Annotated in this window: 24 protein-coding genes; 10 read left to right on the top strand and 14 right to left on the bottom strand. The window is 70.4% G+C overall.

All coding sequences use genetic code 11. The features are described from left to right. Positions 1–15: 15 nt before the first annotated feature. The 3 genes from AB0M59_RS31730 to AB0M59_RS31720 are packed head-to-tail and all read right to left on the bottom strand — an operon-like array spanning position 16 to position 2,905. Complete coding sequence (locus AB0M59_RS31730; protein ID WP_364622509.1) at positions 16–657, bottom strand: TetR/AcrR family transcriptional regulator; 642 nt, start codon at positions 655–657, stop codon at positions 16–18. Continuing rightward, positions 648–2,171 (bottom strand): ATP-dependent acyl-CoA ligase, encoded by a 1,524-nt coding sequence (locus AB0M59_RS31725; RefSeq protein WP_364622506.1) that lies wholly within the window; start codon positions 2,169–2,171, stop codon positions 648–650. Before AB0M59_RS31725 ends, AB0M59_RS31730 begins: the two co-directional genes overlap by 10 nt. Further along, a complete protein-coding gene (locus tag AB0M59_RS31720; RefSeq protein WP_364622503.1) occupies positions 2,168–2,905 on the bottom strand; it encodes an enoyl-CoA hydratase/isomerase family protein in 738 nt (245 codons plus the stop codon). Before AB0M59_RS31720 ends, AB0M59_RS31725 begins: the two co-directional genes overlap by 4 nt. A 102-nt stretch (positions 2,906–3,007) precedes the next feature. On the opposite strand from AB0M59_RS31720, the gene AB0M59_RS31715 reads away from it, so the two are divergent. Next, the gene (locus AB0M59_RS31715) at positions 3,008–4,594 is read left to right on the top strand and encodes an amidohydrolase (protein ID WP_364622500.1); all 1,587 of its coding nucleotides are present in this window, start codon (positions 3,008–3,010) and stop codon (positions 4,592–4,594) included. Positions 4,595–4,598: 4 nt separating this feature from the next. Here AB0M59_RS31715 and AB0M59_RS31710 read toward each other — a convergent pair whose 3' ends face one another. Continuing rightward, a complete protein-coding gene (locus AB0M59_RS31710) occupies positions 4,599–4,916 on the bottom strand; it encodes a hypothetical protein (RefSeq protein WP_364622497.1) in 318 nt (105 codons plus the stop codon). Between the two features lie 55 nt (positions 4,917–4,971). On the opposite strand from AB0M59_RS31710, the gene AB0M59_RS31705 reads away from it, so the two are divergent. The 6 genes from AB0M59_RS31705 to AB0M59_RS31680 all read left to right on the top strand — a co-directional run bounded on the left by AB0M59_RS31705 (position 4,972) and on the right by AB0M59_RS31680 (position 9,430). After that, a complete protein-coding gene (locus AB0M59_RS31705) occupies positions 4,972–5,412 on the top strand; it encodes a GNAT family N-acetyltransferase (protein ID WP_364622494.1) in 441 nt (146 codons plus the stop codon). Positions 5,413–5,452: 40 nt separating this feature from the next. Then, complete coding sequence (locus AB0M59_RS31700) at positions 5,453–6,136, top strand: metal-dependent transcriptional regulator (protein WP_364622491.1); 684 nt, start codon at positions 5,453–5,455, stop codon at positions 6,134–6,136. 69 nt (positions 6,137–6,205) lie between these two features. Continuing rightward, on the top strand, positions 6,206–7,018 hold the full coding sequence (locus tag AB0M59_RS31695; RefSeq protein ID WP_364622488.1) for an LLM class flavin-dependent oxidoreductase: 813 nt from the start codon (positions 6,206–6,208) through the stop codon (positions 7,016–7,018). An 87-nt stretch (positions 7,019–7,105) separates the two neighbouring features. Beyond that, a complete protein-coding gene (locus tag AB0M59_RS31690; protein WP_364622485.1) occupies positions 7,106–7,450 on the top strand; it encodes a transcriptional regulator in 345 nt (114 codons plus the stop codon). Between the two features lie 46 nt (positions 7,451–7,496). Beyond that, a complete protein-coding gene (locus AB0M59_RS31685; protein WP_364622482.1) occupies positions 7,497–8,555 on the top strand; it encodes an alcohol dehydrogenase catalytic domain-containing protein in 1,059 nt (352 codons plus the stop codon). Between the two features lie 248 nt (positions 8,556–8,803). Next, on the top strand, positions 8,804–9,430 hold the full coding sequence (locus AB0M59_RS31680) for an alpha-ketoglutarate-dependent dioxygenase AlkB (protein WP_364622479.1): 627 nt from the start codon (positions 8,804–8,806) through the stop codon (positions 9,428–9,430). Here the strand turns inward: AB0M59_RS31680 and AB0M59_RS31675 are convergent. Then, entirely contained in the window at positions 9,427–10,005 is a 579-nt protein-coding gene (locus AB0M59_RS31675; RefSeq protein ID WP_364622476.1) for a helix-turn-helix domain-containing protein, read from the bottom strand. The genes AB0M59_RS31680 and AB0M59_RS31675 overlap by 4 nt on opposite strands. A 75-nt stretch (positions 10,006–10,080) precedes the next feature. Here AB0M59_RS31675 and AB0M59_RS31670 point away from each other — a divergent pair, with 75 nt between their 5' ends. Beyond that, positions 10,081–10,437, top strand: coding sequence for a hypothetical protein (locus AB0M59_RS31670; protein ID WP_364622473.1), 357 nt, complete (start codon positions 10,081–10,083; stop codon positions 10,435–10,437). Further along, on the top strand, positions 10,430–10,606 hold the full coding sequence (locus AB0M59_RS31665) for a hypothetical protein (protein ID WP_364622470.1): 177 nt from the start codon (positions 10,430–10,432) through the stop codon (positions 10,604–10,606). The genes AB0M59_RS31670 and AB0M59_RS31665 overlap by 8 nt, the downstream gene beginning before the upstream one ends. Before the next feature lie 15 nt (positions 10,607–10,621). On the opposite strand, the gene AB0M59_RS31660 is transcribed toward AB0M59_RS31665, so the two are convergent. From AB0M59_RS31660 to AB0M59_RS31640, 5 genes are read right to left on the bottom strand one after another with little or no spacing between them, the layout of a single operon-like run. Beyond that, positions 10,622–11,455 carry a biotin-dependent carboxyltransferase family protein gene (locus AB0M59_RS31660; RefSeq protein WP_364622467.1) on the bottom strand — a complete coding sequence of 278 codons (834 nt, stop codon included), beginning with the start codon at positions 11,453–11,455 and terminating at the stop codon, positions 10,622–10,624. Continuing rightward, positions 11,452–12,063: an allophanate hydrolase subunit 1 gene (locus tag AB0M59_RS31655; protein WP_364622464.1), complete on the bottom strand. Its 612-nt coding sequence runs from the start codon at positions 12,061–12,063 to the stop codon at positions 11,452–11,454. The genes AB0M59_RS31660 and AB0M59_RS31655 overlap by 4 nt, the downstream gene beginning before the upstream one ends. Further along, positions 12,060–12,809 carry a 5-oxoprolinase subunit PxpA gene (locus tag AB0M59_RS31650; protein WP_364622461.1) on the bottom strand — a complete coding sequence of 250 codons (750 nt, stop codon included), beginning with the start codon at positions 12,807–12,809 and terminating at the stop codon, positions 12,060–12,062. The genes AB0M59_RS31655 and AB0M59_RS31650 overlap by 4 nt, the downstream gene beginning before the upstream one ends. Position 12,810: 1 nt before the next feature. Beyond that, positions 12,811–13,605, bottom strand: coding sequence for a putative hydro-lyase (locus AB0M59_RS31645; RefSeq protein WP_364622459.1), 795 nt, complete (start codon positions 13,603–13,605; stop codon positions 12,811–12,813). Between the two features lie 10 nt (positions 13,606–13,615). Beyond that, on the bottom strand, positions 13,616–14,860 hold the full coding sequence (locus AB0M59_RS31640; RefSeq protein WP_364622456.1) for an MFS transporter: 1,245 nt from the start codon (positions 14,858–14,860) through the stop codon (positions 13,616–13,618). A 114-nt stretch (positions 14,861–14,974) separates the two neighbouring features. Here AB0M59_RS31640 and AB0M59_RS31635 point away from each other — a divergent pair, with 114 nt between their 5' ends. Continuing rightward, entirely contained in the window at positions 14,975–15,706 is a 732-nt protein-coding gene (locus AB0M59_RS31635) for a GntR family transcriptional regulator (RefSeq protein ID WP_364622453.1), read from the top strand. 151 nt (positions 15,707–15,857) lie between these two features. Here AB0M59_RS31635 and AB0M59_RS31630 read toward each other — a convergent pair whose 3' ends face one another. The 4 genes from AB0M59_RS31630 to AB0M59_RS31615 all read right to left on the bottom strand — a co-directional run bounded on the left by AB0M59_RS31630 (position 15,858) and on the right by AB0M59_RS31615 (position 21,043). Beyond that, positions 15,858–16,517: a DNA alkylation repair protein gene (locus AB0M59_RS31630; RefSeq protein WP_364622450.1), complete on the bottom strand. Its 660-nt coding sequence runs from the start codon at positions 16,515–16,517 to the stop codon at positions 15,858–15,860. 238 nt (positions 16,518–16,755) lie between these two features. Then, complete coding sequence (locus AB0M59_RS31625; protein WP_364622447.1) at positions 16,756–18,117, bottom strand: ricin-type beta-trefoil lectin domain protein; 1,362 nt, start codon at positions 18,115–18,117, stop codon at positions 16,756–16,758. Then, positions 18,114–19,979 (bottom strand): ricin-type beta-trefoil lectin domain protein, encoded by a 1,866-nt coding sequence (locus tag AB0M59_RS31620; RefSeq protein WP_364622444.1) that lies wholly within the window; start codon positions 19,977–19,979, stop codon positions 18,114–18,116. Before AB0M59_RS31620 ends, AB0M59_RS31625 begins: the two co-directional genes overlap by 4 nt. Next, on the bottom strand, positions 19,976–21,043 hold the full coding sequence (locus AB0M59_RS31615) for a ricin-type beta-trefoil lectin domain protein (RefSeq protein WP_364622441.1): 1,068 nt from the start codon (positions 21,041–21,043) through the stop codon (positions 19,976–19,978). Before AB0M59_RS31615 ends, AB0M59_RS31620 begins: the two co-directional genes overlap by 4 nt. Positions 21,044–21,099: the final 56 nt, after the last annotated feature.

The raw sequence follows: 21,099 nt of genomic DNA, 5'->3' as shown, positions 1-21,099 counted from the left end.
CAGGTAAAAGCGCCGCTAAACGGACATGCCCCACTCTTTCGCGACGATTTCCCGGCAGCGTCGCAAGTCGGCCACGCCCGGCGCGGACGTGCAGCCCAGCGCCCTCGAGACCAGGTCCGCGTAGTGCTCGGCGAGCTGGTCCAGCGCCAGCGGCCCCCGCCGTGAATACCACCTGGCCACGCCGCTGCACATCTCCAGCAGCGCGAGCCGGGTCACCGCCGGGTGTTCGGTGTGGAACACCCCGGCCGCGACGCCTTCTTCGATCGCCGCCGCCCACAGGTGTTCGTACGCGTCCCGCAGCGCCACCACCGGCTCGCGCGCGGCCGGGGACAGGATGTCGACTTCGTTGTCCACCACGCGGGTTTCCGCCGGACCGACCGCGTGCGCGAGCACGTGCAGCGCGACCAGCGTGCGCAGCCGGTGCACCGGGTCCGCACTGCCGGCCGTCGCCTCGCGGGCCGCGTCCAGGAGGCGGTTCAGCGCCGTGTGCATGATCTCCGCGAGCAGATCCTCCTTGGTGCCCATGTAGTGGTACAGGCTCGCCGAGGAAAGTTCGGCCTCCTGCGCCAGGTCCCGGATGCCGGTGCCGTGGAAACCTTTGCTGGCGAACAGTTTCACCGCCGCCGCGCGGACGCGCTCCCGGCTGGTCACAGCCATGCTTCCGCCTTCGCGTCCCACGACCCGGCGCGCGGGTCGGCCACCTTGCGCAGCTCGCCCTTGGCGACGCGCTCCGAGGGTGTCATCGGCAACTCTTCGGCGAACGCCCAGAACCGCGGAACCTTGAAGTACGCCAGCTTTTCCGCGCAGAACTCGGCCAGGGCAGCCGGTTCCGGGCGCTCGCCGTCGCACACGACGTACGCCTTGATCTCCTCGCCGCGCAGTTCGTCGGGCACCGCGACGACGGCCGCCAGCCGCACCGCCGGGTGCAGCAGCAGCGCGCGCTCGACCTCGTCGGCGGAGACGTTCTCGCCGCTGCGGCGGATCATGTCCTTCGTGCGCCCGACGTAGTAGACGCGGCCGGCGTCGTCCATCCGGGCGAGGTCGCCGGTGTGAAACCAGCCGTCCCGGAACGCCTTCGCCGTCGCCTCGGGATCGTCGTGGTAGCCGTGCATCAGCCCGATCCCGCGGATCAGCAGCTCGCCGGTTTCCCTGCGTGGCAACGGCTTCCCGTCTTCGCCGGCGACCATCGCCTCGCGGTCGCGGGTCGGCCGTCCGATGCAGCCGGTGCCGACGGTCTCGTCGTGATCGGCGGCGCCCACCCGGATGTCACCGCCGGTCTCGGTCATCCCGAACGCCTCGTACCACGGCACGCCCCAGCGCGCCTCGAGCTGGGCGTGCAGTTCGTGCGGGATCGCGGACGCGCAGATCGCGCGGACGCGGTGGTCGCGGTCGGCCGCGGACGGCTCCTGCCGCAGCAGCAGCGTCGGCATCAGGCCGAGGCAGTAGAACCAGGTGACGCCGTGCTCGCGGACCTTCGCCCAGAACGTGCTGGGGTGGAAGCGGTCCAGCACGACGAGGGTGGCGCCGGCCGCGAGTCCCAACGCGACGTTCCACTGTGGATCGATGTAGTGGAACGGCTGCGCGGTCAGGAGTACGTCTTCTTCGCCGACGGCGGGGAAGTCGGTGGCCAGGCCGACGGCCAGGGTCGTCCAGTACCGGTTCGGCAGAACACAGCCCTTGGGCGCACCCGTGGTGCCGGACGTGTACTGGATGTTGACCGGCAGCTCGGGCACCGGGACGAACTCCGGCGGTTCGGCGCCGGTGCGGAGTTCGTCCGGCGTGATGAGGTCGGTCAGGCCGATCCGGCCGAGGAGACCGGTGAACTCCGGCGCGGCGACGGCCAGTTTCGCGCCGGAGTGGCGCAGGACGTGGGCGCCGTCGAACTCCTGGTAGTTCGTGTTGACCGGCACCAGCTGCGCGCCGATCTTGGCCAGCGCCAGCCAGATCAACGGGAACTCGGGCTGGTTGCGCAGCATCACGGCGACCCGGTCGCCCGAGACGATGCCGCGTTCGGTGAGGGCCGCGGCGAGCGCGGAACTGCGTCGGTCGACGTCGGCGAAGGTGAAGCGCTCGCCTGTCTCGTCGAAGATCCAGGCGGTGCGCTCCGGCCATTGCCGCGCGGCCCGCGTGACGAGCTGCGCGAGCGTGCCGATCTCGGACAGCGGCGTCACGTCCGGCTCCGGAAAGCCTCCGTGGACGCGGCGACCGCGGCCGAGGTTTCGGTGATCAACGCGTGGCTGACCTCGAGCTCGAGCGCGGGCTCGATATCGGTGCTCGCGTCGAGGACGCGCTTCGCCATCGCTGCGGCTGCCGGCGGGTGCTCGGCGATCCGCTTCGCCCAGCTGAGCGCCTCGGCCTGGAGCTGGTCGGCGGGCACGGCGGCGTTGACCATGCCCAGCTCCGCGGCCTTCCGGCCGTCGAAGCGCTCGCCGAGCAGCAGGAGCTCCTTCGCCTTGAGCGGGCCGACGAGCAGCGGGAGCAGCCGCGACGCCGCACCGGTGACGCTCAGGCCCAGCGAAACTTCGGGGAACGCGAAGACGGTGTCCTCGGCGGCCAGGATCAGGTCGCAGCCGAGCGCGAACTCCGCGCCGGCTCCGATCGCGTAACCGTGCACCGCCGCGATCACCGGCTGGCGCAGCGCCCGCAGCCGCCGCGTGACGTCCTGGAGCAGGTCCAGCCGCGCCCGCGAATCACCCTCGGGGGTGGGTTCCTTGAGGTCGTGGCCGGCGCAGAAGGCGCGGCCGGTGCCGGACAGCACGACGACGCGGGCGTCGCTGCGCGCGGCGGCGTCGAGGGCGGTGAGGAAGTCGTCGACCAGGACGGCGGCGACCGCGTTCAGCCGCTCGGGCCGGTTCAGCCGGATGTGCGCGATGCCGTCCTCGACGGCGAACTCCACGGTGGGCATGCGGGCGATGCTAGACGTTCGATCGATCGATCGATAGCCTTTGAACGGTGCAGCGGCGCGAAGCGCCTCCGTTGAGGGTGGCGGCGGGGAGGAAGGCGGAGCATGCGGGTTGATGCGGTTTACGAGAACGCCACGGTGTGGACGGGCGCGGGCATAACCAGCGCACTCGCTGTGCTGCACGGGCGGGTCGTCGCGTTGGGGGACGACGCCCTCGAGCTGTCCGCGCGCTCACGTTTCGACCTGGCCGGCGGGTTCGTCGTGCCCGGGTTCCACGACGCGCACAACCACATGGCGTGGTTCGGGATGGGCCTCGACGACGTCCCGCTGGGCGGCTGCCGCAGTGTCGAAGAGGTCTACGACGCCGTCGCCGCCCGGGCCGCGACGCTGCCGGCCGGGAGCTGGGTGGTCGGGAGCGGGTACGACCAGAACAAGCTCGCCGGCGGCCACCCGGACCGGCACGGGCTCGACCGGGCAGCGCCGGGGATGCTGGTGCGGCTCAAGCACACGTCCGGGCACATGACCGTGGTCAACTCGGCCGTGCTGGACCAGCTCGACCTGGCGAACGTGCCGGTCGGCGGCGACGTCGTGCACGACTCGGACGGCTCACCGACGGGGTTGCTGCGCGAACAGGCCCAGCTGCTGCTGCGGCCGCTGACGTACCCGACGCCGGTTTCGCGCGTCGTCCGCGGGCTCGGCCGGGCGTCCGAGCAGTACCTGTCGGAGGGCATCACCAGCGTCCAGGAGGCCGGGATCGGCGGCGGGCTGGTCGGCGAGACACCCGCGGAGCTGGCCGCCTACCAGGTGGCGCGCGATTCCGATGTGCTGCGCGTGCGAAGCACGGTGATGGTCGCGGCGAGCGTGCTGCACGACCTGCCCGACGGCGCCGGGTTCGGTCTCGACCTGGGCCTGCGCACCGGCCTGGGCGATGAGTGGCTGCGCGTCGGGCCGATGAAGCTGTTCGCCGACGGCTCGCTGGTCGGGCGTACTTGCGCGATGCACGAGCCCTTCGACGGCGAGCCGGACAACCGCGGCTACTTCCAGGTGCCCGAGGACGAGCTGGCCCGCACGATCCGCCGCGCGCACGACGCGGGCTGGCAGATCGCGACGCACGCCATCGGCGACCGCGCGATCACGGTGGTGCTCGATGCGTACGAAGCCGCGCTGGCCGCTTCGCCGCGTACAGACCACCGGCACCGCATCGAGCACTGCGCGGTGCTTCAGCCCGCGGAGCTGTCTCGGCTCGCTTCGCTGGGATTGCTCGCTTCGCCGCAGGGACGCTTCGTCAACGAGCTCGGCGACGGCATGCGCGCCGCGCTCGGCGAGTCTCGCGTCCCGTGGTGCTACCGGCTGCGCAGCGTCCTCGACGCGGGTTGCGTGCTTCCCGCGTCTTCGGACCGCCCGGTCGTGAACGGCGCTCCGCTGCTCGCGCTGGCCGACATGGTGCGCCGGCGTACGGCCTCTGGAGCGCCCTTCGCGCCTGAAGAGGCGTTGACACCGGAGGAGGCGTTGCGCGCGTACACGTACGGCTCGGCTTACGCGACCTTCGCCGAGGGGGACCTGGGCACGCTCGAGCCCGGGAAGCTCGCCGACTTCGCCGTGTTGTCCGGCTCGCCGCTCGAGGAGTCCGCAATGGACGACCTCAGCGTGCAAGGCACCGCCGTCGGCGGCGAACTGCGTTATCAAGCCTGATGGCTCACTTCCCCACGAACTCGAGTGCTTCTTCCGCCAGCTCGGCCCAGGGCTGCGCCGACCGCGTGTCCAGCGCCAGCCACTCCTTCATCGGCGTGCCCTTGTTGGCGTCGAAGCGCGCCCCGTGCCCACCCTCGACCAGCTCGTCCACCCGGCCCTCGGGCAGCTTGAGCACCAGCTGCCCGCGGACGAACATCGCGAAGATCCGGCCGTTCACGCGCAGCGCTGTGCGCCCGAAGCCGCCGGTCGCGCCGGGTGGCGTGATGCCCGGGCGTCCGGTGAACTCGTCGACCAGGTCCTCGAACCGCCGCTCTGATGACATCGACCACCTCCGACCTCGACAGTAACGACCACCACCGACAGAAACGGGAGGCGAGATGCCGGTCCGCGACGCCGTCTTCGAAGACATCGAAGAAATTTGCGCGCTCATCGAAGAGCACGCCGTCTACGAGGACAACCACGACCTCAAGCTCGACCGCGCCGAGATGAGCGGCCACCTCTTCGGGCCGGACCCGAAGGCCTGGGTGCTGATCGCGACCCCGCCCGGCGAGCCCGGGACCGTCGCCGGCTTCGCCTTCTGCAGCTGGAACTTCTCCACCTGGGAAGCCCGGCCCGGGATCTGGCTCGACGACCTGTTCGTCCGGCCCGCCCACCGGCGCCACGGCCTCGGCGGGGAGCTGCTCGACGAGCTGCGCACCCGCACCACCGGACGCGTCGAGTGGGACATGCAGGCGGGCAACGAGAAAGGCGAGGCGTTCTACGCCCAGCTCGGCGCCGAACCCGTCCCCGGCTGGATCCGCTACCGCTGGCGGCCGTGAACTTTCACGTGAAAGATCCCGGCACCGTATCGTATGCGGCATGGGAGATGGTTCGGTCCGGAGGTCCTCGTCGGTCGAGGACTACGTCCGGGTGATCTACGGCCTGGTCGAACGCGGTGAGGCGGTCACGAACACCTCGCTCGCCGGCCGGCTGGAGGTCAGCCCGTCCTCGGCGTCGGGGATGGTCACGAAGCTGTCCCAGCTCGGGCTGGTCACCCACGTGCCCTACCGCGGGATCGAGCTCACCGCCGACGGGCGGCTCCTGGCGCGCTCGGTGCTGCGGCGGCACCGGCTGATCGAGACGTACCTGGTGTCCGAGCTCGGCTACACGTGGGACGAGGTCCACGCGGAGGCGGACGCGCTGGAGCACGCGGTGTCGGACAGGCTGGTCGAGCGCATCGCGGCCAAGCTGGGCAACCCGGTCCGCGACCCCCACGGCGACCCGATCCCGGCCGCCGACGGCAGCGTCGAGGAGCTCTCGGTCCGCATCCTGGACGACCTCGAGCCGGGCGCGGTCGGTGAGATCGCGCGGGTGTGGGACACCGACCCCGAGCTGCTGCGCTACCTGACGGAGCACGCGATCAACCTCGGCGAACGCATCGAGGTCGTCGAGCGGCAGCCGTTCGGGGGACCGATGGTCGTGAAGGTGGGTTCGCCGCCGGACGCGGCCACGCACGCCATCGGCAAGGAGATCGCGCAGGCCCTGTCGGTCGCCCTGCGCTGAGGGACGTACGCGCGAGTGACGTCGTGAAGCGGATGTGGTGACAAGCCCGCCACCTCGACCATGGCCTGCATGAAACCCTTCCGCTTCGGCGTCGTCGCCGGCCACGCGCCGGACCTCACGACCTGGACCGCCCAGGCCGAGCGGGTCGAGAAGCTCGGCTTCGACACCCTCCTCGCGACCGATCCCGTCGGCACCGCCGATCCCTTCGTTCTCCTCGGCGCCGCCGCCGCGGTCACCTTGGATCTCACCATCGGCACCTTCGTGCTCGCCGACCCCTTCCGGGACGCGCGTGCCCTCGACTGGCAGGTCCAGACCCTGCACCGGCAGACCGGGGGCCGGTTCGAGCTCGGGCTCGGCGTCGGGCGGCCCGGGGCCAGGGCACACACCGAGAATCTCGGCCGGGAATTCGGCGAACCGGGTGAGCGCATCACACGGATGGCGGAGACGATCGCGCAGCTCAAACGATCGAGCGACCGGCCGAGGCTGGTGCTCGCCGGCGGCGGGCCGAAAATGCTGGCGCTCGCCGCGCAAGAAGCCGACACCGTCACCTTCACCTGGATGCCGAAGACTACCGAAGCCGAAGCCGAGTCCATTGTGGATCGATTCCGTAAGCTCGCTGACGAACGGCTGCCGGACATCGAGCTCGGGCTGAACCTCATGGCCGTCGGGGACGAACCGTCGCCGGGAATCGCGCGGTGGGCCGGGGTCGACGTCCCGGAGCTCGCCGCCGCCGGCGCCGTCACCGTGCTGCCCGCTGATCCAGGTCAAGCGGCGGAAAGGCTTCTCCGCTGGCGGGAGCGGTGGGGGATTTCCTACGTCACGATCAACTCGGGCTACGCGGAACCGTTCGCCGCGATCGCCGAAACGGCGCGCGCGGCGTAACTCGCAGGTGGGTGAGGGCCCTTCCGATCTTGCGAAGCTGGGCCTACGCTCCAATTTTCGTACTCGGGAGTGCTTCGGAGCGTTGTGATGACCGGTCAGCGAACACGCACCATCGACCGGGGGGAACAGGCGGAGCTGGGCCAGCTGCTCTCCGCCGGGCCGTTCGACGTGGCCCTGCGGGCGGCGATCCGGGCCCGCGGGCTCGGTCTCGACCGGATCCGCTATCGCTTGCGCGGCAGGGGAACCACGGTCAGCCTGGCCACCCTCAGCCACTGGCAGTCCGGGCGGTGCCGGCCCGAGCGGCCGGAATCGTTGGAGGCGTTGCGGAATCTCGAGGACATCCTGAACGTGCCGGACGGCTCGCTCAGCAAGCTCCTCGGGCCGCCGCGGGGAAGAACACGATTTCACGCGCAGCCGCCGACGCTCAATTGAGCGTCGCCACCGGAAAACCGCTCAGGTGAGCACGTAGGCTCGCGGTATGCGAGCTGTGGTCATGGAGGAGTTCCGCGTCCCGCCCGTCGTGCGGGACGTGCCGGAGCCGGTGGCGCCGCCCGGTGGCGCGGTGATCGAGGTCGACGCCACCGGCGTCTGCCGCAGCGACTGGCACACGTGGCAAGGCCACGACACCGCGGTGAAGCTGCCGCACGTCGCCGGGCACGAGCTCGCCGGCCGGCTCGTCGCGCTCGGCGCCGGCGTGCGCGGGTGGGAGCTCGGCGCGCGGGTCACCGTTCCGTTCGTCTGCGCCTGCGGTACCTGCCCCCAGTGCGCCCGCGGTGACCAGCAGATCTGCGACCGCGAGTTCCAGCCCGGCGCCACCCACTGGGGGTCCTTCGCCGAGCGCGTCGCCATCGAGCACGCCGAGACGAACCTCGTCGCGCTGCCGGACTCGCTCGGCGCCGCCGAGGCCGCCGCGCTCGGCTGCCGGTTCGGCACGGCGTTCCGCGCGGTGCTGCGGCAGGGGCGCGTCACCGCGGGGCAGTGGGTTTCGGTGTACGGCTGCGGCGGCGTCGGGATCTCCGCGGTCCTGCTGGCCGTCGCGGCGGGGGCGAAGGTCGTCGCGGTCGACGTCGCGTTGCCCGCGCTGACACTGGCCGCGAAGTCCGGCGCCGCCCTCACCGTCGACTCGTCGGCCTTCGACGGCCCGGAAGCCGTCGCCGCGCACGTGCGCGAGCTGACCGGCGGTGGCACGCACGTCTCGCTCGACTGCCTCGGGGCGCCGTCGACCTGCGCGGCGTCCGTCGGCAGCCTCCGCAAGCGCGGCCGGCACGTCCAGGCCGGGCTGGTGCCGCCGGCGCAGGGTGTCGCGCCGATCCCGATGCACCGGGTCATCGGCGGCGAGCTGGAGCTCGTCGGCATCCACGGGCTCCAGGCGCACGAGTACCCGGAGCTGCTTCGCGTCGTCGAGACGGCGGGGATCGACCTCGCCGCGCTGATCGGACGGCGGATCGGCCTCGACGACGTCCCGGCCGCGCTGGCCGCGATGAACGACCCCGTGCCGGCTCAGCCGGGCGTCACCGTCGTGACGTTTCGTGACTGATCCGCGCCGGCGAGGTCAAGTGACCCGTTCGTAGCTGATCCACGCTGGCCTTGTGACATTCAGGTGTGAGAACGTCTAGTCATGGTGGCCCAAAGCGAGGGGATTCGGCCGCAGGAGCGCCCCGTTGGTCCGATCGGGCGCCTCCTGCGGCTGTTCACCAGCGCGGGCGTGACGTTCCGCGGCCACCGTGTTGTGCCTTCGACGATCACTGAACGTGTCCGGCGGGAGTCTCCGGCACAATCGAGGTGATGGACGCCCTCCTCCCGCGCCCGCGCGCCGAACTCGCGCCCGGTGCCGTCCACGTGCCCGACTGGCTCGGCTTCGACGAACAGCGCGAGCTCGTCGCCGCCTGCCGCGGCTGGCCCGGCTACCGCCACACGACCTACGCGGGCGGCGGTGTCATGTCGGTCAAGACCGTCTGCCTCGGCTGGCACTGGTACCCGAACGGCTACTCGCGCACGACCGGCGAGGGCGAGCCGGTCCTGCCGTTCCCGGGCTGGCTCGGCGACCTCGGCCGCCGCGCGCTCGCGGACGCCTACGGCGAACCGGCGGACGGCTACGAGCCCGACACCGCGCTGGTCAACTTCTACGCGGCGAAGACGAAGATGGGGCAGCACCAGGACAAGGACGAGCGCAGCCTGGCGCCGGTGGTGTCACTCAGCCTCGGCGACACCTGCGTGTTCCGCTTCGGCAACACCGAGTCGCGCGCCAAGCCGTACACCGACGTCGAGCTGCACTCGGGCGACCTCTTCGTGTTCGGCGGCGCGTCGCGGCTCGCCTACCACGGCGTGCCGAAGACGCTGCCGGGCACGGCCGACCCGGCGCTCGGCTTGACCGGGCGGCTGAACATCACGCTGCGGGTGTCGGGTCTCTAGTCCTCTGTGGACTCTTCCTCCGGGACGACGATGAGCCGGATGGCCAAGGCGCGCGAACCTTCGGGGTGCTGCCCGGGCTCGGTGACGTACTTCCAGAGCAGCTTCTGGTACTCCTCGACGAACGACGTGACCTGCTCCTTCGTCAGGTGCAGGCCGCCGCGGTAGATCTGGTTCCAGCCCTTCGCGTCGTCGTAGCCCGCGTAGGCCCGCGTGACCAGGCCGAGGTCGTGGCTCATCTTGAGCGCGCCGAGCTTGTGCGCGGCGTCGCGCTCGTCCGGCGTCATCTCCAGGCCGGGCGGGGTGTAGAGGTCCTTCATCAACGACTTCCACCAGCGTTCGCGGCCGGTGGAGCGCTCCTCGATCTCCGCGATCAGGTCGAGGTCGGCGAGCCTGCGGAGGTGGTAGCTGGTCGTCCCGGTGCTCTCGCCGAGGGCCTTCGCGACGCTCGTCGAGTTCGCTTCGCCGTGTTTGCCCAGGTAGGACAGGATGTCGCGGCGGACCGGGTTGGCCAGGGCCTTGTAGAAGGCCTTGAGATCCGCGCCGGTGAGGACGCGCCGTTCAGGACGTTCGACCATGGCCGGAGCGTACTACAGAGAATGTTTGCAAAGAATCTCTGCAATCGCTACCGTGGTCGGCGAACGGGGGTTCCGATGAAAAGACTCTTCTGGGCGGCGGGCCTGTGCCTGCTGCCGTGGATAGCGGTACTGGGGCTGACCCTGCCGGACGTCGTGCAGGCGCAGCACTGGCGGCTCGCGTGGACGGGCTTCGACACGGCCGAGGCGCTCGGCCTGCTGGCCACGGCGTGGCTGCTCGGCCGCGACGACCCGCGGATGCCGTTCGCCGCGATCGGCACGGCCACGCTGCTGCTGGCCGACGCCTGGTTCGACGTCGTGACGGCCGGCGACGACGTCGTGTTTTCGCTGCTCATGGCCGGTCTGGAGGTGCCGCTGGCACTGGCGTGCCTGTCCGTCGCGATGCCGCGGCCGGCGGTGCCGGCGCATGTCTGAACTGGACCCGCGCCTGCGCGACGAGATCGACGACCAGGTCGCGGAAGCGCTGGACGCCTACCTGGCCGAGCCGGGCAGACTGCCGGGCAGGCGCCTGTGGCCGTTGTGGCTCGCGATCGTCCTCACGAACATCGCCTGGCTGGTGGTCGTGAGTGGGAAACAGGGTTAGAACACTGTTTCCCACTCACGACGCGGGACGGAAGCTCACTGTCTGACCCGGCCGCAGCTGCGCCGCCAGGTCGAGGTCCTGCTCTTCGACGACGGCGATCACCGGGTAGCCGCCGGTCGTCGGGGAGTCCGCGTGGAACAGGATCGGCCGGCCCGACGGGGGCACTTGCAGCGACCCGGGCACGCACGCCTCGGACGGCAGCTCTCCTTCGCGTGAGCGGGAAAGCGGCGGCCCGGTCAGCCGGATCCCGACGCGGTCCGAGTCCGGCGAAACCGTGTACACAGTGGACAACAGCCGATCCGGCGCGGCGAACCAGTCGCGACGCGGGCCCGGCGTGACGCGCAGGACCGGCGCGGCGGGCAAAGCCGCGCGCGGCGCCAAGTCGGCCACCGGGAAAGCGCCGGGGGCACCCACCGGCAGCAGCATCCCGGCGGCGAGCGGCGGCGGGCCCAGCTTCCCGAGCGTGTCGGTGGATCGCGAGCCGAGCACCGGGGCCACGTCGATCCCGCCGCGCACCGCGACGTAGCAGCGCAAACCGGCGGAAGCCGTGCCCAGCACCAGTTCGTCTCCCGGCCACAACGTCATCGGCGCGTTCATGCCGCCCGGCGACACCGGGCACAGCGCGCCGGTCACCGCCACCGTCGTGACGGCCGAAGCGCGCAGCACCAGACCGCCCAGCGTCACCTCCAGGGCCGCGGCCCCCGGAGGGTTCCCGACGAGCCGGTTGGCCAGCCGGAACGACCCGCGGTCCGCGGCGCCGGACCGGCCGACGCCGAGTGCCGCGTGCCCGGGCCGGCCGAGGTCCTGCACCGTCGTCGTGAACCCCGGCCGCACTACTTCGAGTTTCACGCCGTCACCGCCTCGAACCGCACTCTCGTGCCGGACGGCAGCAGGTTCGGCGGGTCGCGCTCGACGTCCCACACCGGCACGTCCGTCCGGCCGAGCAGCCGCCAGCCGCCCGGGGACGCGCTCGGGTACACCGCGCTGTACTCGCCGGCGATCGCCACCGAACCCGCCGGGATGCGCGTCCGGGGCGTCGACCGGCGCGAGACGTGCAACGCCGGGTCCAAACCGGACAGGTACGCGAACCCCGGCGCGAACCCGCAGAACGCCGAGACGTACGAACCCGAGCTGTGCCGGTCGATCAGCGAAGCGACGCTCAACCCCGCCTCGGCCGCGACGTCGGCCAGGTCCTCGCCGTCGTACACCACGGGGATCACCACCTCGGCCGAAGCCGTCACCGCACTGTCCACAGGGGACACTTCACGCAACACGGCACCCAGGCGGTCCGCGTCCGTCACCGCCGGGTCGAAGCGGACCAGCAGCGTTCGCGCCGCCGGGACCAGCTCCTCGACGCCGGCCAGGTCCAACGACGTCACGGCAGCCTGGAAACCGAGCACGTCGTCCAGCTCCACCAGGACCGCACGCCGCCCGCAGGGCAACAGCCGGACGGTCATCCGGTGAACGCCCCCAGTTGCACGCCCGCCTCGGCCAGCGCCGCTTCGATCCGCTTGGCCAGCTCGACCGCGCCCGGCGTGTCCCCGTGCACGCACAGGGAGTCCGGCCGCAGCTCGAGCTTGGTGCCGTCCGCCGTGACGACGCCGCCGGTCGCCATGCCGACCGCGCGCTTGGCCACCACGTCGGCGTCGTGCAGCACCGCGCCCGGTTTCTTGCGTGAGACGAGCTTGCCGTCGGGGGTGTACGCCCGGTCGGCGAACGCCTCCGCGTACGCCACCACGCCCGCTCTTTCCGCCTGCCGCTGCATTTCCGAGTCCGGCAGGCAGAGCAGCGCGAGCGCGGGGTCGTACCGGCGCAGGCCGTCGACGATCGCCGCGGCCTGCTCGACGTCCACCGCCGCGGTGTTGTACAACGCGCCGTGCGGCTTCACGTACGTCACGCGGCTGCCCGCCGCGCGGGCGAACGCGTCCAGCGCGCCGATCTGGTAGAGCACCTCGTCCGCCAGGTCGGCCGGCGCGATGTCGAGCGCGCGCCGGCCGAACCCGGCCAGGTCGTGGTAGCCGACGTGCGCGCCGATCGCGACGCCGCGCTCGGCCGCCATGCCGCACACCCGCCGCATCACCGACGGGTCGCCGGCGTGGAAGCCGCACGCGATGTTCGCGCTGGTCACGATGTCGAGCATGGCTTCGTCGTCGCCCATCTTCCAGGCGCCGAAGCCCTCGCCGAGATCGCTGTTCAGATCCATTTCAGCCCACCCGGTAGTCGCTGTCGCGGGAGTCGGTGATGAACATGTACCCCGGCGCGTGCGTGATCGCGAACGGGGGCCGCGACGCCATCAGCGCCGCCTGCGGCGTGACCCCGCAGGCCCAGAACACCGGGACGTCACCCGGCTCCGCGTCCACCGGATCGCCGAAGTCCGGCCGGGAAAGGTCGTCGATCCCGAGCGCACGCGGATCGCCGACGTGCACCGGCGCGCCGTGGACGGCCGGCATCGCGCGGGTGATCCGGATGGCGTCGTCGACGCGGTCCTCCGGGATCTGCCGCATCGACACGACCATCGGCCCGAACAGCCGCCCGGCGGGCTCGCACGGCCGGTTCGTCACGTACATCGCGACGTTGCGGCCCTGGTCGACGTGCCGCAGCTGGACGCCCTCGGCGGCCAGCGCCGTCTCGAACGTGAAGCTGCAGCCGATGGAGAAGGCGACCATGTCGCTGCGCCACAGGCCGGTCGCGTCGGACACCTCGCCGGCCAGCACGCCGTTCTGCCAGATCCGGTAGCGCGGCAGGTCGGTGCGCAGGTCCGCGCCCTCGGCGAGCCGGGTGGCCGGATCGCCGGGGTCGGTGACGTCGAGCACCGGGCACGGCTGCGGGTTGCGGGTGCAGAACAGCAGGACGTCGTAGGCCCAGTCCTCGGGCACGGCGATCAGGTTGGTCTGGGTGAAGCCGTTGGACCAGCCCGTGGTCGGGCGGGCGGTGCCGCGGCGGAACACCGAGCGCGCTTGCGCCGGGGTGAACGTCGCCGGCTCTTCAAAGGTCGTCATGAGTTCCCCCTCAGTCGACGAGTTCGATACCCCGGGTCTCCGGCAGGCCGAGCAGTGCGAGGACGGCGATGCCGTACCCCAGCGCGCCGAACACGATCGCGCCGCCCGCGCCGAGGAAGCCCACGACGGTCGGGAAGATCGCGCCGACCGCACGGCCGAAGTTGTACGTGAAGCCCTGTCCCGTCCCGCGCAGCGACGTCGGGTAGAGCTCGGCGAGGTAGGCGCCGAAGCCGCTGAAGATCGCGGACATCGAAAAGCCGAGTGGGAAGCCGAGCACCAGCACGAGCCCGTTGGCGCCCTTGGGGATCTGCGTGTACGCGACGATCAGCGCGGCCGACAGCAGCGCGAACGTCAGGAATGTTTTCTTGCGACCCATCAGGTCCGTGAGGTAGCCGCCGCAGACGTACCCGACGAAGGCGCCGGTGATGAGGAACGCGAGGTACCCGCCGGTGCCGATCACGGTCAGCTCGCGCGTCTTCTTCAGGTAGGACGGCAGCCACGTCGAGATCGTGTAGTACCCGCCCTGGACGCCGGTGGCGAGCAGCGCGGCGAAGAGTGTCGTGCGCAGCAGGCCGGGCTTGAAGATCTTGACGAGCGTGCCCTTCGGGCGGTCGGCCTTCAGGCGTTCCTCGGCGCGCGGGGCGTCCTTGACGCTCTTGCGGACCCAGAGCACGAACAGCGCCGGGATGACGCCGGTCCAGAACATGATGCGCCAGGCCAGGTCGGGGCTCGCCAGGCTGAACACGACGGTGTAGACGATCACCGAGAGGCCCCAGCCGACCGCCCAGGCGCTCTGGACGAACGCCACGGTCCGGCCGCGGTAACGAGCCTGCGAGTACTCCGCGACCAGCGCCGCACCGGCCGCCCACTCACCACCGAAGCCCAGGCCCTGCAGGGCGCGGAAGATCAGCAGCGTCTCGAAGTTCGGCGCGAACCCGCAGAGCACGGTGAAGATCGTGTACATCGCGATCGTGATCTGGAGCGTGCGGACGCGGCCGATCCGGTCGGCCAGCATGCCGGCCCCGACCCCGCCGATGGCCGAGACGACCAGCGTCGTCGTCCCGAGCAGGCCGGCTTCGCCGCTCGAAATGCCGAAGTACGCGGTGATCGCGGCCAGGCCGAGCGGCAGGGTCTGGTAGTCGAACGAGTCCAGGCCGTAGCCGCCGAACGCACCGGCGAAGGCGCGTTGGCCGCGTTTGCCGAGCGTGCGGAACCAGTCGAACGGCCGGGCCTCGGTAGCAGTTGTCGCAGTCATGGGCACCTCCTGGCCAGTGTCTCATCGTGGCGTGCCTCACACAGTAGGGATTGTTGAACAATTCCACAAGACGGCAATTGGATCGTCCTCAGTGTGACGGGTACCATCCCTGCCGTGGGCATCGAAGACAGCGACCTGCCGGGCCTTCCGGGCTTGGAGGCCGACCGCGGCCTGGTCAGCCGCAAAAGCACGGCCGAGCGAGTCGCCGGCGTCCTGCGCAAGCGCATCGCGGAAGGCTTCTTCCTGCCCGGCGGCCGACTCTCGGAGCAGGACATCGGCAACGCGCTCGGCGTCTCGCGCAACACGCTGCGTGAGGCGTTCCGGCTGCTCACGCACGAACGGCTGCTCGCCCACGAGCTCAACCGAGGGGTCTTCGTCCGCATCCCGAGCGTCGAGGACGTCGTCGACATCTACCGCGTCCGCAAGATCATCGAATGCGCTGCGGTCCGGGGGGTGACGGCGAAGCCCGCGTCCTTCGCGCGGATTCGCGAGAAGGTCGAGATCGGCGACGAGGCCGCGCGCACCGGCAACTGGAAGGACCTCGGCACCGCGAACGTGTGGTTCCACCAGGAGCTGGCCGCGCTGTCGGGCAGCGAGCGCGTCAACGAGCTGGTCGGCAGGCTGACCGCCGAGCTGCGGCTGGTCTTCCACATCATGGCCGAGCCGCGGCGCTTCCACGAGCGCTACCTCCCGCGCAACCACGAGATCCTCGACCGCATCGAGGCCGGCGACGGCCCGGGCGCGGAGCAGCTGCTGATGAAGTACCTCGAGGACGCGGAGGAACAGCTGGTCGAGGCGTACGCGGACCGCGCCGAGGCGGCCCGGGCAGCGGTCGCGGCGGACTAGCGCGGTGACCGCCGGCCGGGTCGCGGCAGGCGGGCCGCAAACGTCTTGAATGAGTCATTCAGGACGTCGGAAGACCTGAATGACTCATTCAAGACATCGGCTGATCGAGCACCGCGCCGAGGCGGCTCGGGCGGCGGTCGCGGCGGACTGACTACGTCCTGCGGCGCACCATCTCGGTGATCCAGATGGGCGCGAACGGCGACGTGCAGTTCGGCGGCGTCGGGTAGTCCTTGAGCACTTCGAGGCGTTCGCCGATTTCGATGGCCCGGGCGCGGTGTCCGGCGTGCTCGATCCCGATCTGGGCCAGGCAGTGGTTCATCGCCCACTGCAGGCGGTCCGGCGCGTCCTTCATCTCCTTCTCGATGACGTCGAGCAGGCCGTCGAGGTCCTCAGGCTGCTTCGCGACGCGGTCGGTGGTCAGCGCCCAGCCGGCGCTCGCGACCACCGGGTCCGGGTCGGCGAACCACTTTCGGCGGAGTTCTTCGGCGTGCGGGCTCTTCTTGACCACGTAGCCGACGAGCCAGTCGTGCACCTTGGGCGTGCGCGCGGTGCGCAGCATGGCGTCCAGCTCGTCGCGCTCGAACGACTTCGGGCGGCAGATCAGCGTCGCCAGGAGCTTCGCCGCCGTGTCGTCGGTGGCCCACAGCTCGCGTGCGAGGTCTTCCTGCGTCTTCAGCCGCTTCGCGATCGCGCGCAGCTTGCCGAGGTTCACGCCGTGGTCGTCGCCGTGTTTCTCGTTCACGGCTCGGGCCTTCGGGTCCTCGAGCGCGGCCAGCTCGGCCAGTACGTCGTCCACCGTCGGTTCGGACACGGCGGCCAGTCTAGGGTGCCCGATCGGGCATCTCTGCCATCCGGACGCACCAAAACCGGTCCGGGCTGGATAATCTCTGAGCGGTTTCGCCGCCGGAGACCCCCAGCGGCAGGCGGAACCACACCGCTGCCGGGCCGGGGCTCCCCAGTGCCACGGTCCGGCAGCCCAGACCCGCAAAGCCGTGAAGGCCACCTTGAGGAACTCAAGGTGGCCTTCACGGCTTTTCCGGGGGGCCGGGTCAGCCGGCGTAGCGGGCGAAGATCCTCGTGAAGTCCCACGCCTGCTGGGAAACGCCCGAACACGTGTCGTCGTTCGGGTAGGCGCCCGGGCAGGGCCGGTCGCGGTTGGCCGACCAGAACGTCAGCCGGGCCAGGTGGTGCGTGTTCGCGTAGGCCAGGATCGTAGTGAAGTCGGCCAGGGTGACCGTCTCGCTGTTGTCCGTGATGCCGTTCATCGACGAGATGCCCATGTGCCGGTAGGCCGTGTCGTCGTCGTAGCCGTAAGCCGACTTGACGACGTTCTTGAGGCCTTCCGCCGCGCGCTGGGTGAGCGTGCCCATGTTCTGGCCCGCGCCGCCGAAGTCGAACGGCATGATGACCCAGCCGTCGACCGTGAGCCCGGCCTGAGCCGCCCGGTTCACCAGGCTGTTGTCCGGCCCCGACTGCCCGGTGCCGAACGTGACGTACAGCTTGATGCCCGCGTTGTTCGCCCGGACCGTCTTCAGCGCGTCGACCGTGCGCTGCTGCACCGTCGGGTTGCTGTAGGCGTCGGCCTCGATGTCGATGTCGATCGCCTTGAGGCCGTAGGCGTTGATCACCTTCTGGTACGCCGCCGCCAGCTCACCCGCGCTGCCACACGACGACTCCAGCTTGTTGCCGGAGTAGCCGCCGAACGACGGGATGACGTCGCCGCCGCCCGCGCGCACCGCGTTGATCGTGTTCTGGTCGACGCCGCCGGTCAGCGCGCGGCCGCCGTCCCACTGCGGGTTGCAGTAGCCGTTGGACAGGACGAACGCCAGCGTGAACCACTTGACGCCGGTGGCGTTCTGGATCGTCTGCGGGCTCGGCGGGTTGCCCCAGCCGTTGTAGAGGTACGGCGCCACGGCCATCACGCCCGGCCCGGTCGGCGGCGGGGTGGTGCCGCCGGACGGAAGCGTCCACTGCTGGTTGGCGCTGGTCGCGCACGTCCAGATCTGCAGCCGCGTCCCGTTGGCAGAGCTGTTGCCGGTCGCGTCGAGGCACTTGCCCGACCCCGTGTTGACCAGGTTCTTCGCCGCGTTGGCCGTCCATTTCTGGGCGTTGGAGCCGTTGCAGTCCCAGAGCTGGATCGTGGTGCCGTTGGCCGTGCCGGCGCTGGTGACGTCGAGGCACTTGCCCAGCGCCTGCAGCGATCCGTCGGACCCGGTCGTCCACTGCTGGGCGCCGCTGCCGTTGCAGTCGTAGAGCTGGATCGCCGTCCCGTTGGCGCTGCTCGCCGCGTTGACGTCGACGCACTTGCCGGCGAGGCCGGTGATCGGCCCGGTCGCCGCCTGCGCGACGCCCGGGGCGAACACAAGCGCTGACGCCGCGATCAGGGCGCCGAATGCCGCTGTCATCTTCATGCGGGCACGTTCCACTTCTGGTTGGCGGCGCCGGTGCACGTCCAGATCTGCAGACGGGTGCCGTTCGCGCTGGAATTGCCGGTCGCGTCGAGGCACTTGCTCGACGCCGATCCGACGATGTCCCGCGCCGCGGTCGCCGCCCATCTCTGGTTCGCCGTCCCGCCGCAGTCCCACAGTTGCAGCTGCGCACCGTCCGCTGTGGACTGTCCGGTCACGTCGAGGCACTTGCCCAGCGCGCGGATCGTGCCGTCGGTGCCGACCGTCCACTGCTGGGCGCCGGAGCCGTTGCAGTCGTAGAGCTGGACCGCGGCACCGTTCGCGCTGCTGGCGTTCGCGACGTCCAGGCACTTGCCGCCGAGGCCGGTGATCGCGCCGGTCTTGCCGGTGCCGCCACCGCCTCCGGTGCCCTGGGTGCCGTTCCAGGTGAACGTCGCCGAGGTGTGGCCGGGCAGGGAGTAGGTGAACGAGGAGTTGCCCCAGTTCACGCGCACGCTCTGGTTGCCGGTGCCGGTGTTGTACGCGATGAGCGCCTTCGAGCCGTCCGGGTTCTTCCAGGCGACGTTGCGGACCGTCGAGTTGTCGTTCGAGTCGATCCGGTACGCGCCCGGCTTCACGAACTTCGTCAGATGGCCCATCGTGTAGTACTCGACGGTGTAGTCGACCTGGCCGTTGCGCCCGTCTCCATTGTGGACCGTCACGAGCCCGGTGCACGTGTCACAGCCGCCGTTGTGCGGGTTGTGCGCCTGGTCCATCGCCAGGCTCCACTTGGTGACCGTGCGGCTCCAGTTGCGCGTGTAGTCGACGATGTTCGTCATGTCCTCGGCCTGCTGGTTCGACACCCAGGTGCCGCCCGAATGTTCGGTCGAATACGCGTTCACGGTCGGGTATTGGTTGTGCACGGTCGTCTGCTGCGAGACGTTTCCGCCGTAGCCGTGCCACGCCATGCCCCCGAAGTTCGGGTGCGTGCGGATGGCCGCATCGTCCATCGTGGGCGCCGCGAAGGACTGGTACTGGTCCCAGTTCCAGTCGAGTGCGAGGACCTTTGTGGACAGACCCGCGTTCTGCAGCGCGGGCAGCAGGTTGTTCTTCGTGAAGTACGCGAGCCCGGCGCCGTTCCAGTTGGTCGACGGGTAGCTCGCGCAGCACGTCGGCTCGTTCTGCACCGACAGGTAGTTGATCGGCACGCCGGCAGCCTGGTAGGCCTGGGCGTACTTGACGAAGTACTGCGCGTAGGCCGGGTAGAACTGCGACTCGACCCACCCGAGCAGGTAGCTGTCGTTGTCCTTCATCCACGGCGGCGCGCTCCACGGCGACGCCATGACCTTGATCTGCGGGTTGAGCTGCAGCGCCTGCTTGGTCAGCGGCAGGACGTCGGTCTGGTCGTGCGCGATGGAGAACTTCGTCAGGTTCGGGTCGGTCTGCCCGGCCGGGACGTCGTCGAACGTGTAGCTGTAGCGCGCGATGTCCGACGCGCCGATCGGGTTGCGCAGGAAGCTGATGCCGATGCCCGCGTTGGGATCGAACAGCTTCTGCATGACCTGGTTGCGAGTGGTGGCGCTGAGCAGGTTGCTCGAGTTGAGCAGCCACGCGGCGGAGTCGGTGAACGACGCGCCGGCGCCCTCGAACTGCTGGTAGGTCGTGTTTTCGTTGACGTTGATGGTCTGGCCGCCGGTCCCGGTCCCCGCGGTGAAGCTGATCGGCGTCTGCTGCTGCAGACCGCGGGTGACGTTGACGCCCTTCGCGTCGTCGGTCGTGGTGAGCCAGACGTTCACGGTCTCGCCCGCGGCCTGCGCGGGCACGGCGAAGGTGGCCGCGGCGAGCGCGGCGACCCCGAGCACGCTGAAGAGAGAGCGCTTCCTCATGGCAGTGTCCACTTCTGGTTCGCACCGGACCCGCAGGTCCAGATCTGGAGCCGGGTCCCGTTGGCGGAGCTGGTGCCGGTCGCGTCCAGGCACTTGCCGGAGCCGGCGTTCACGAGGTTCTGCGATCCGTTGGCCGACCACTTCTGCGCGTTCGAGCCGTTGCAGTCCCACAGCTGGATCGGCGTGCCGTTGGTCGTGCCGGCGCTGGTGACGTCGAGGCACTTGCCGAGGGCGCGCACGGTGCCGTCCGCATTGACCGTCCACTGTTGAGCGGTGGAGCCGTTGCAGTCGTAGAGCTGGACCGCGGTGCCGTTGGCGTTGCTGGCCGCGTTCACGTCCACGCACTTGCCGCCGAGGCCGGTGATCTGCCCCGCGTTCTGAGTGGGAGGCGTGGTGGTGCCGCCGGCGAACTGCGTGGCGACCTGCTCACCGAGGCTGGTGGCGTTGGCGTGGTTCTCGATCGGGTTGACGTGCGTGTTCGGGAACACGATGTACGTCACCGGACCTTCGGTGCCGCCGTTGGACGGGTCGGGGTTGATGCCGAGGTTGACAGCGGTGGCGTAGGACGCCTCACCGATGATGCTCGTCGGGCCGGTGTCGCCGACCACGGCGTAGGTGACCTGGTTGTTGTAGATCACCGCCACGACCGAGCCGCCGTCGATGCCGTAGTTTCGGTAGTCCCATGTGGACGTCGGCTGCGGCAGCACGATGTACGGCAGCTGCGCCGCGTTGAGCGGCTGGTCGGTCGAGGTGTGGAACGCCGTGTCGGGGTAGAAGCAGCAGTCGGTCTGCTCGTTGCATTGGGAAGTACGGACGCCGTCGCAGTCGATGTCCATGTCGGCCTTGAAGAAGACCGCGCCGTTGGCCTGGCAGACGGGCACGGTGGCCGCGCCGCCTTCGTCGAAGGAGTACTTGCCGTTCGAGATCTGCTGGCAGGACGTCGTCTTCGCGAGCAGCTGGCTCGCGGACGGTCCCGCCTCGACGGCGGCTTGGGCGGAGCCGGTGGTCAGGAAAGAAAGCGCTAACAGGGCACACCCCATTAGCGCGACGATGAATCGTCGCACTTGGATTCTCCTTGTGGGGGAAGGAAATAGTGCCGGGGAGGCGGACCGGGCGGGGC

It is taken from the genome of Amycolatopsis sp. NPDC051371, assembly GCF_040682155.1.
Classification (GTDB): Bacteria; Actinomycetota; Actinomycetes; order Mycobacteriales; family Pseudonocardiaceae; genus Amycolatopsis.
Note: the sequence above shows the minus strand (reverse complement) of the source record. Positions and strands in the feature narration are given on the sequence as shown.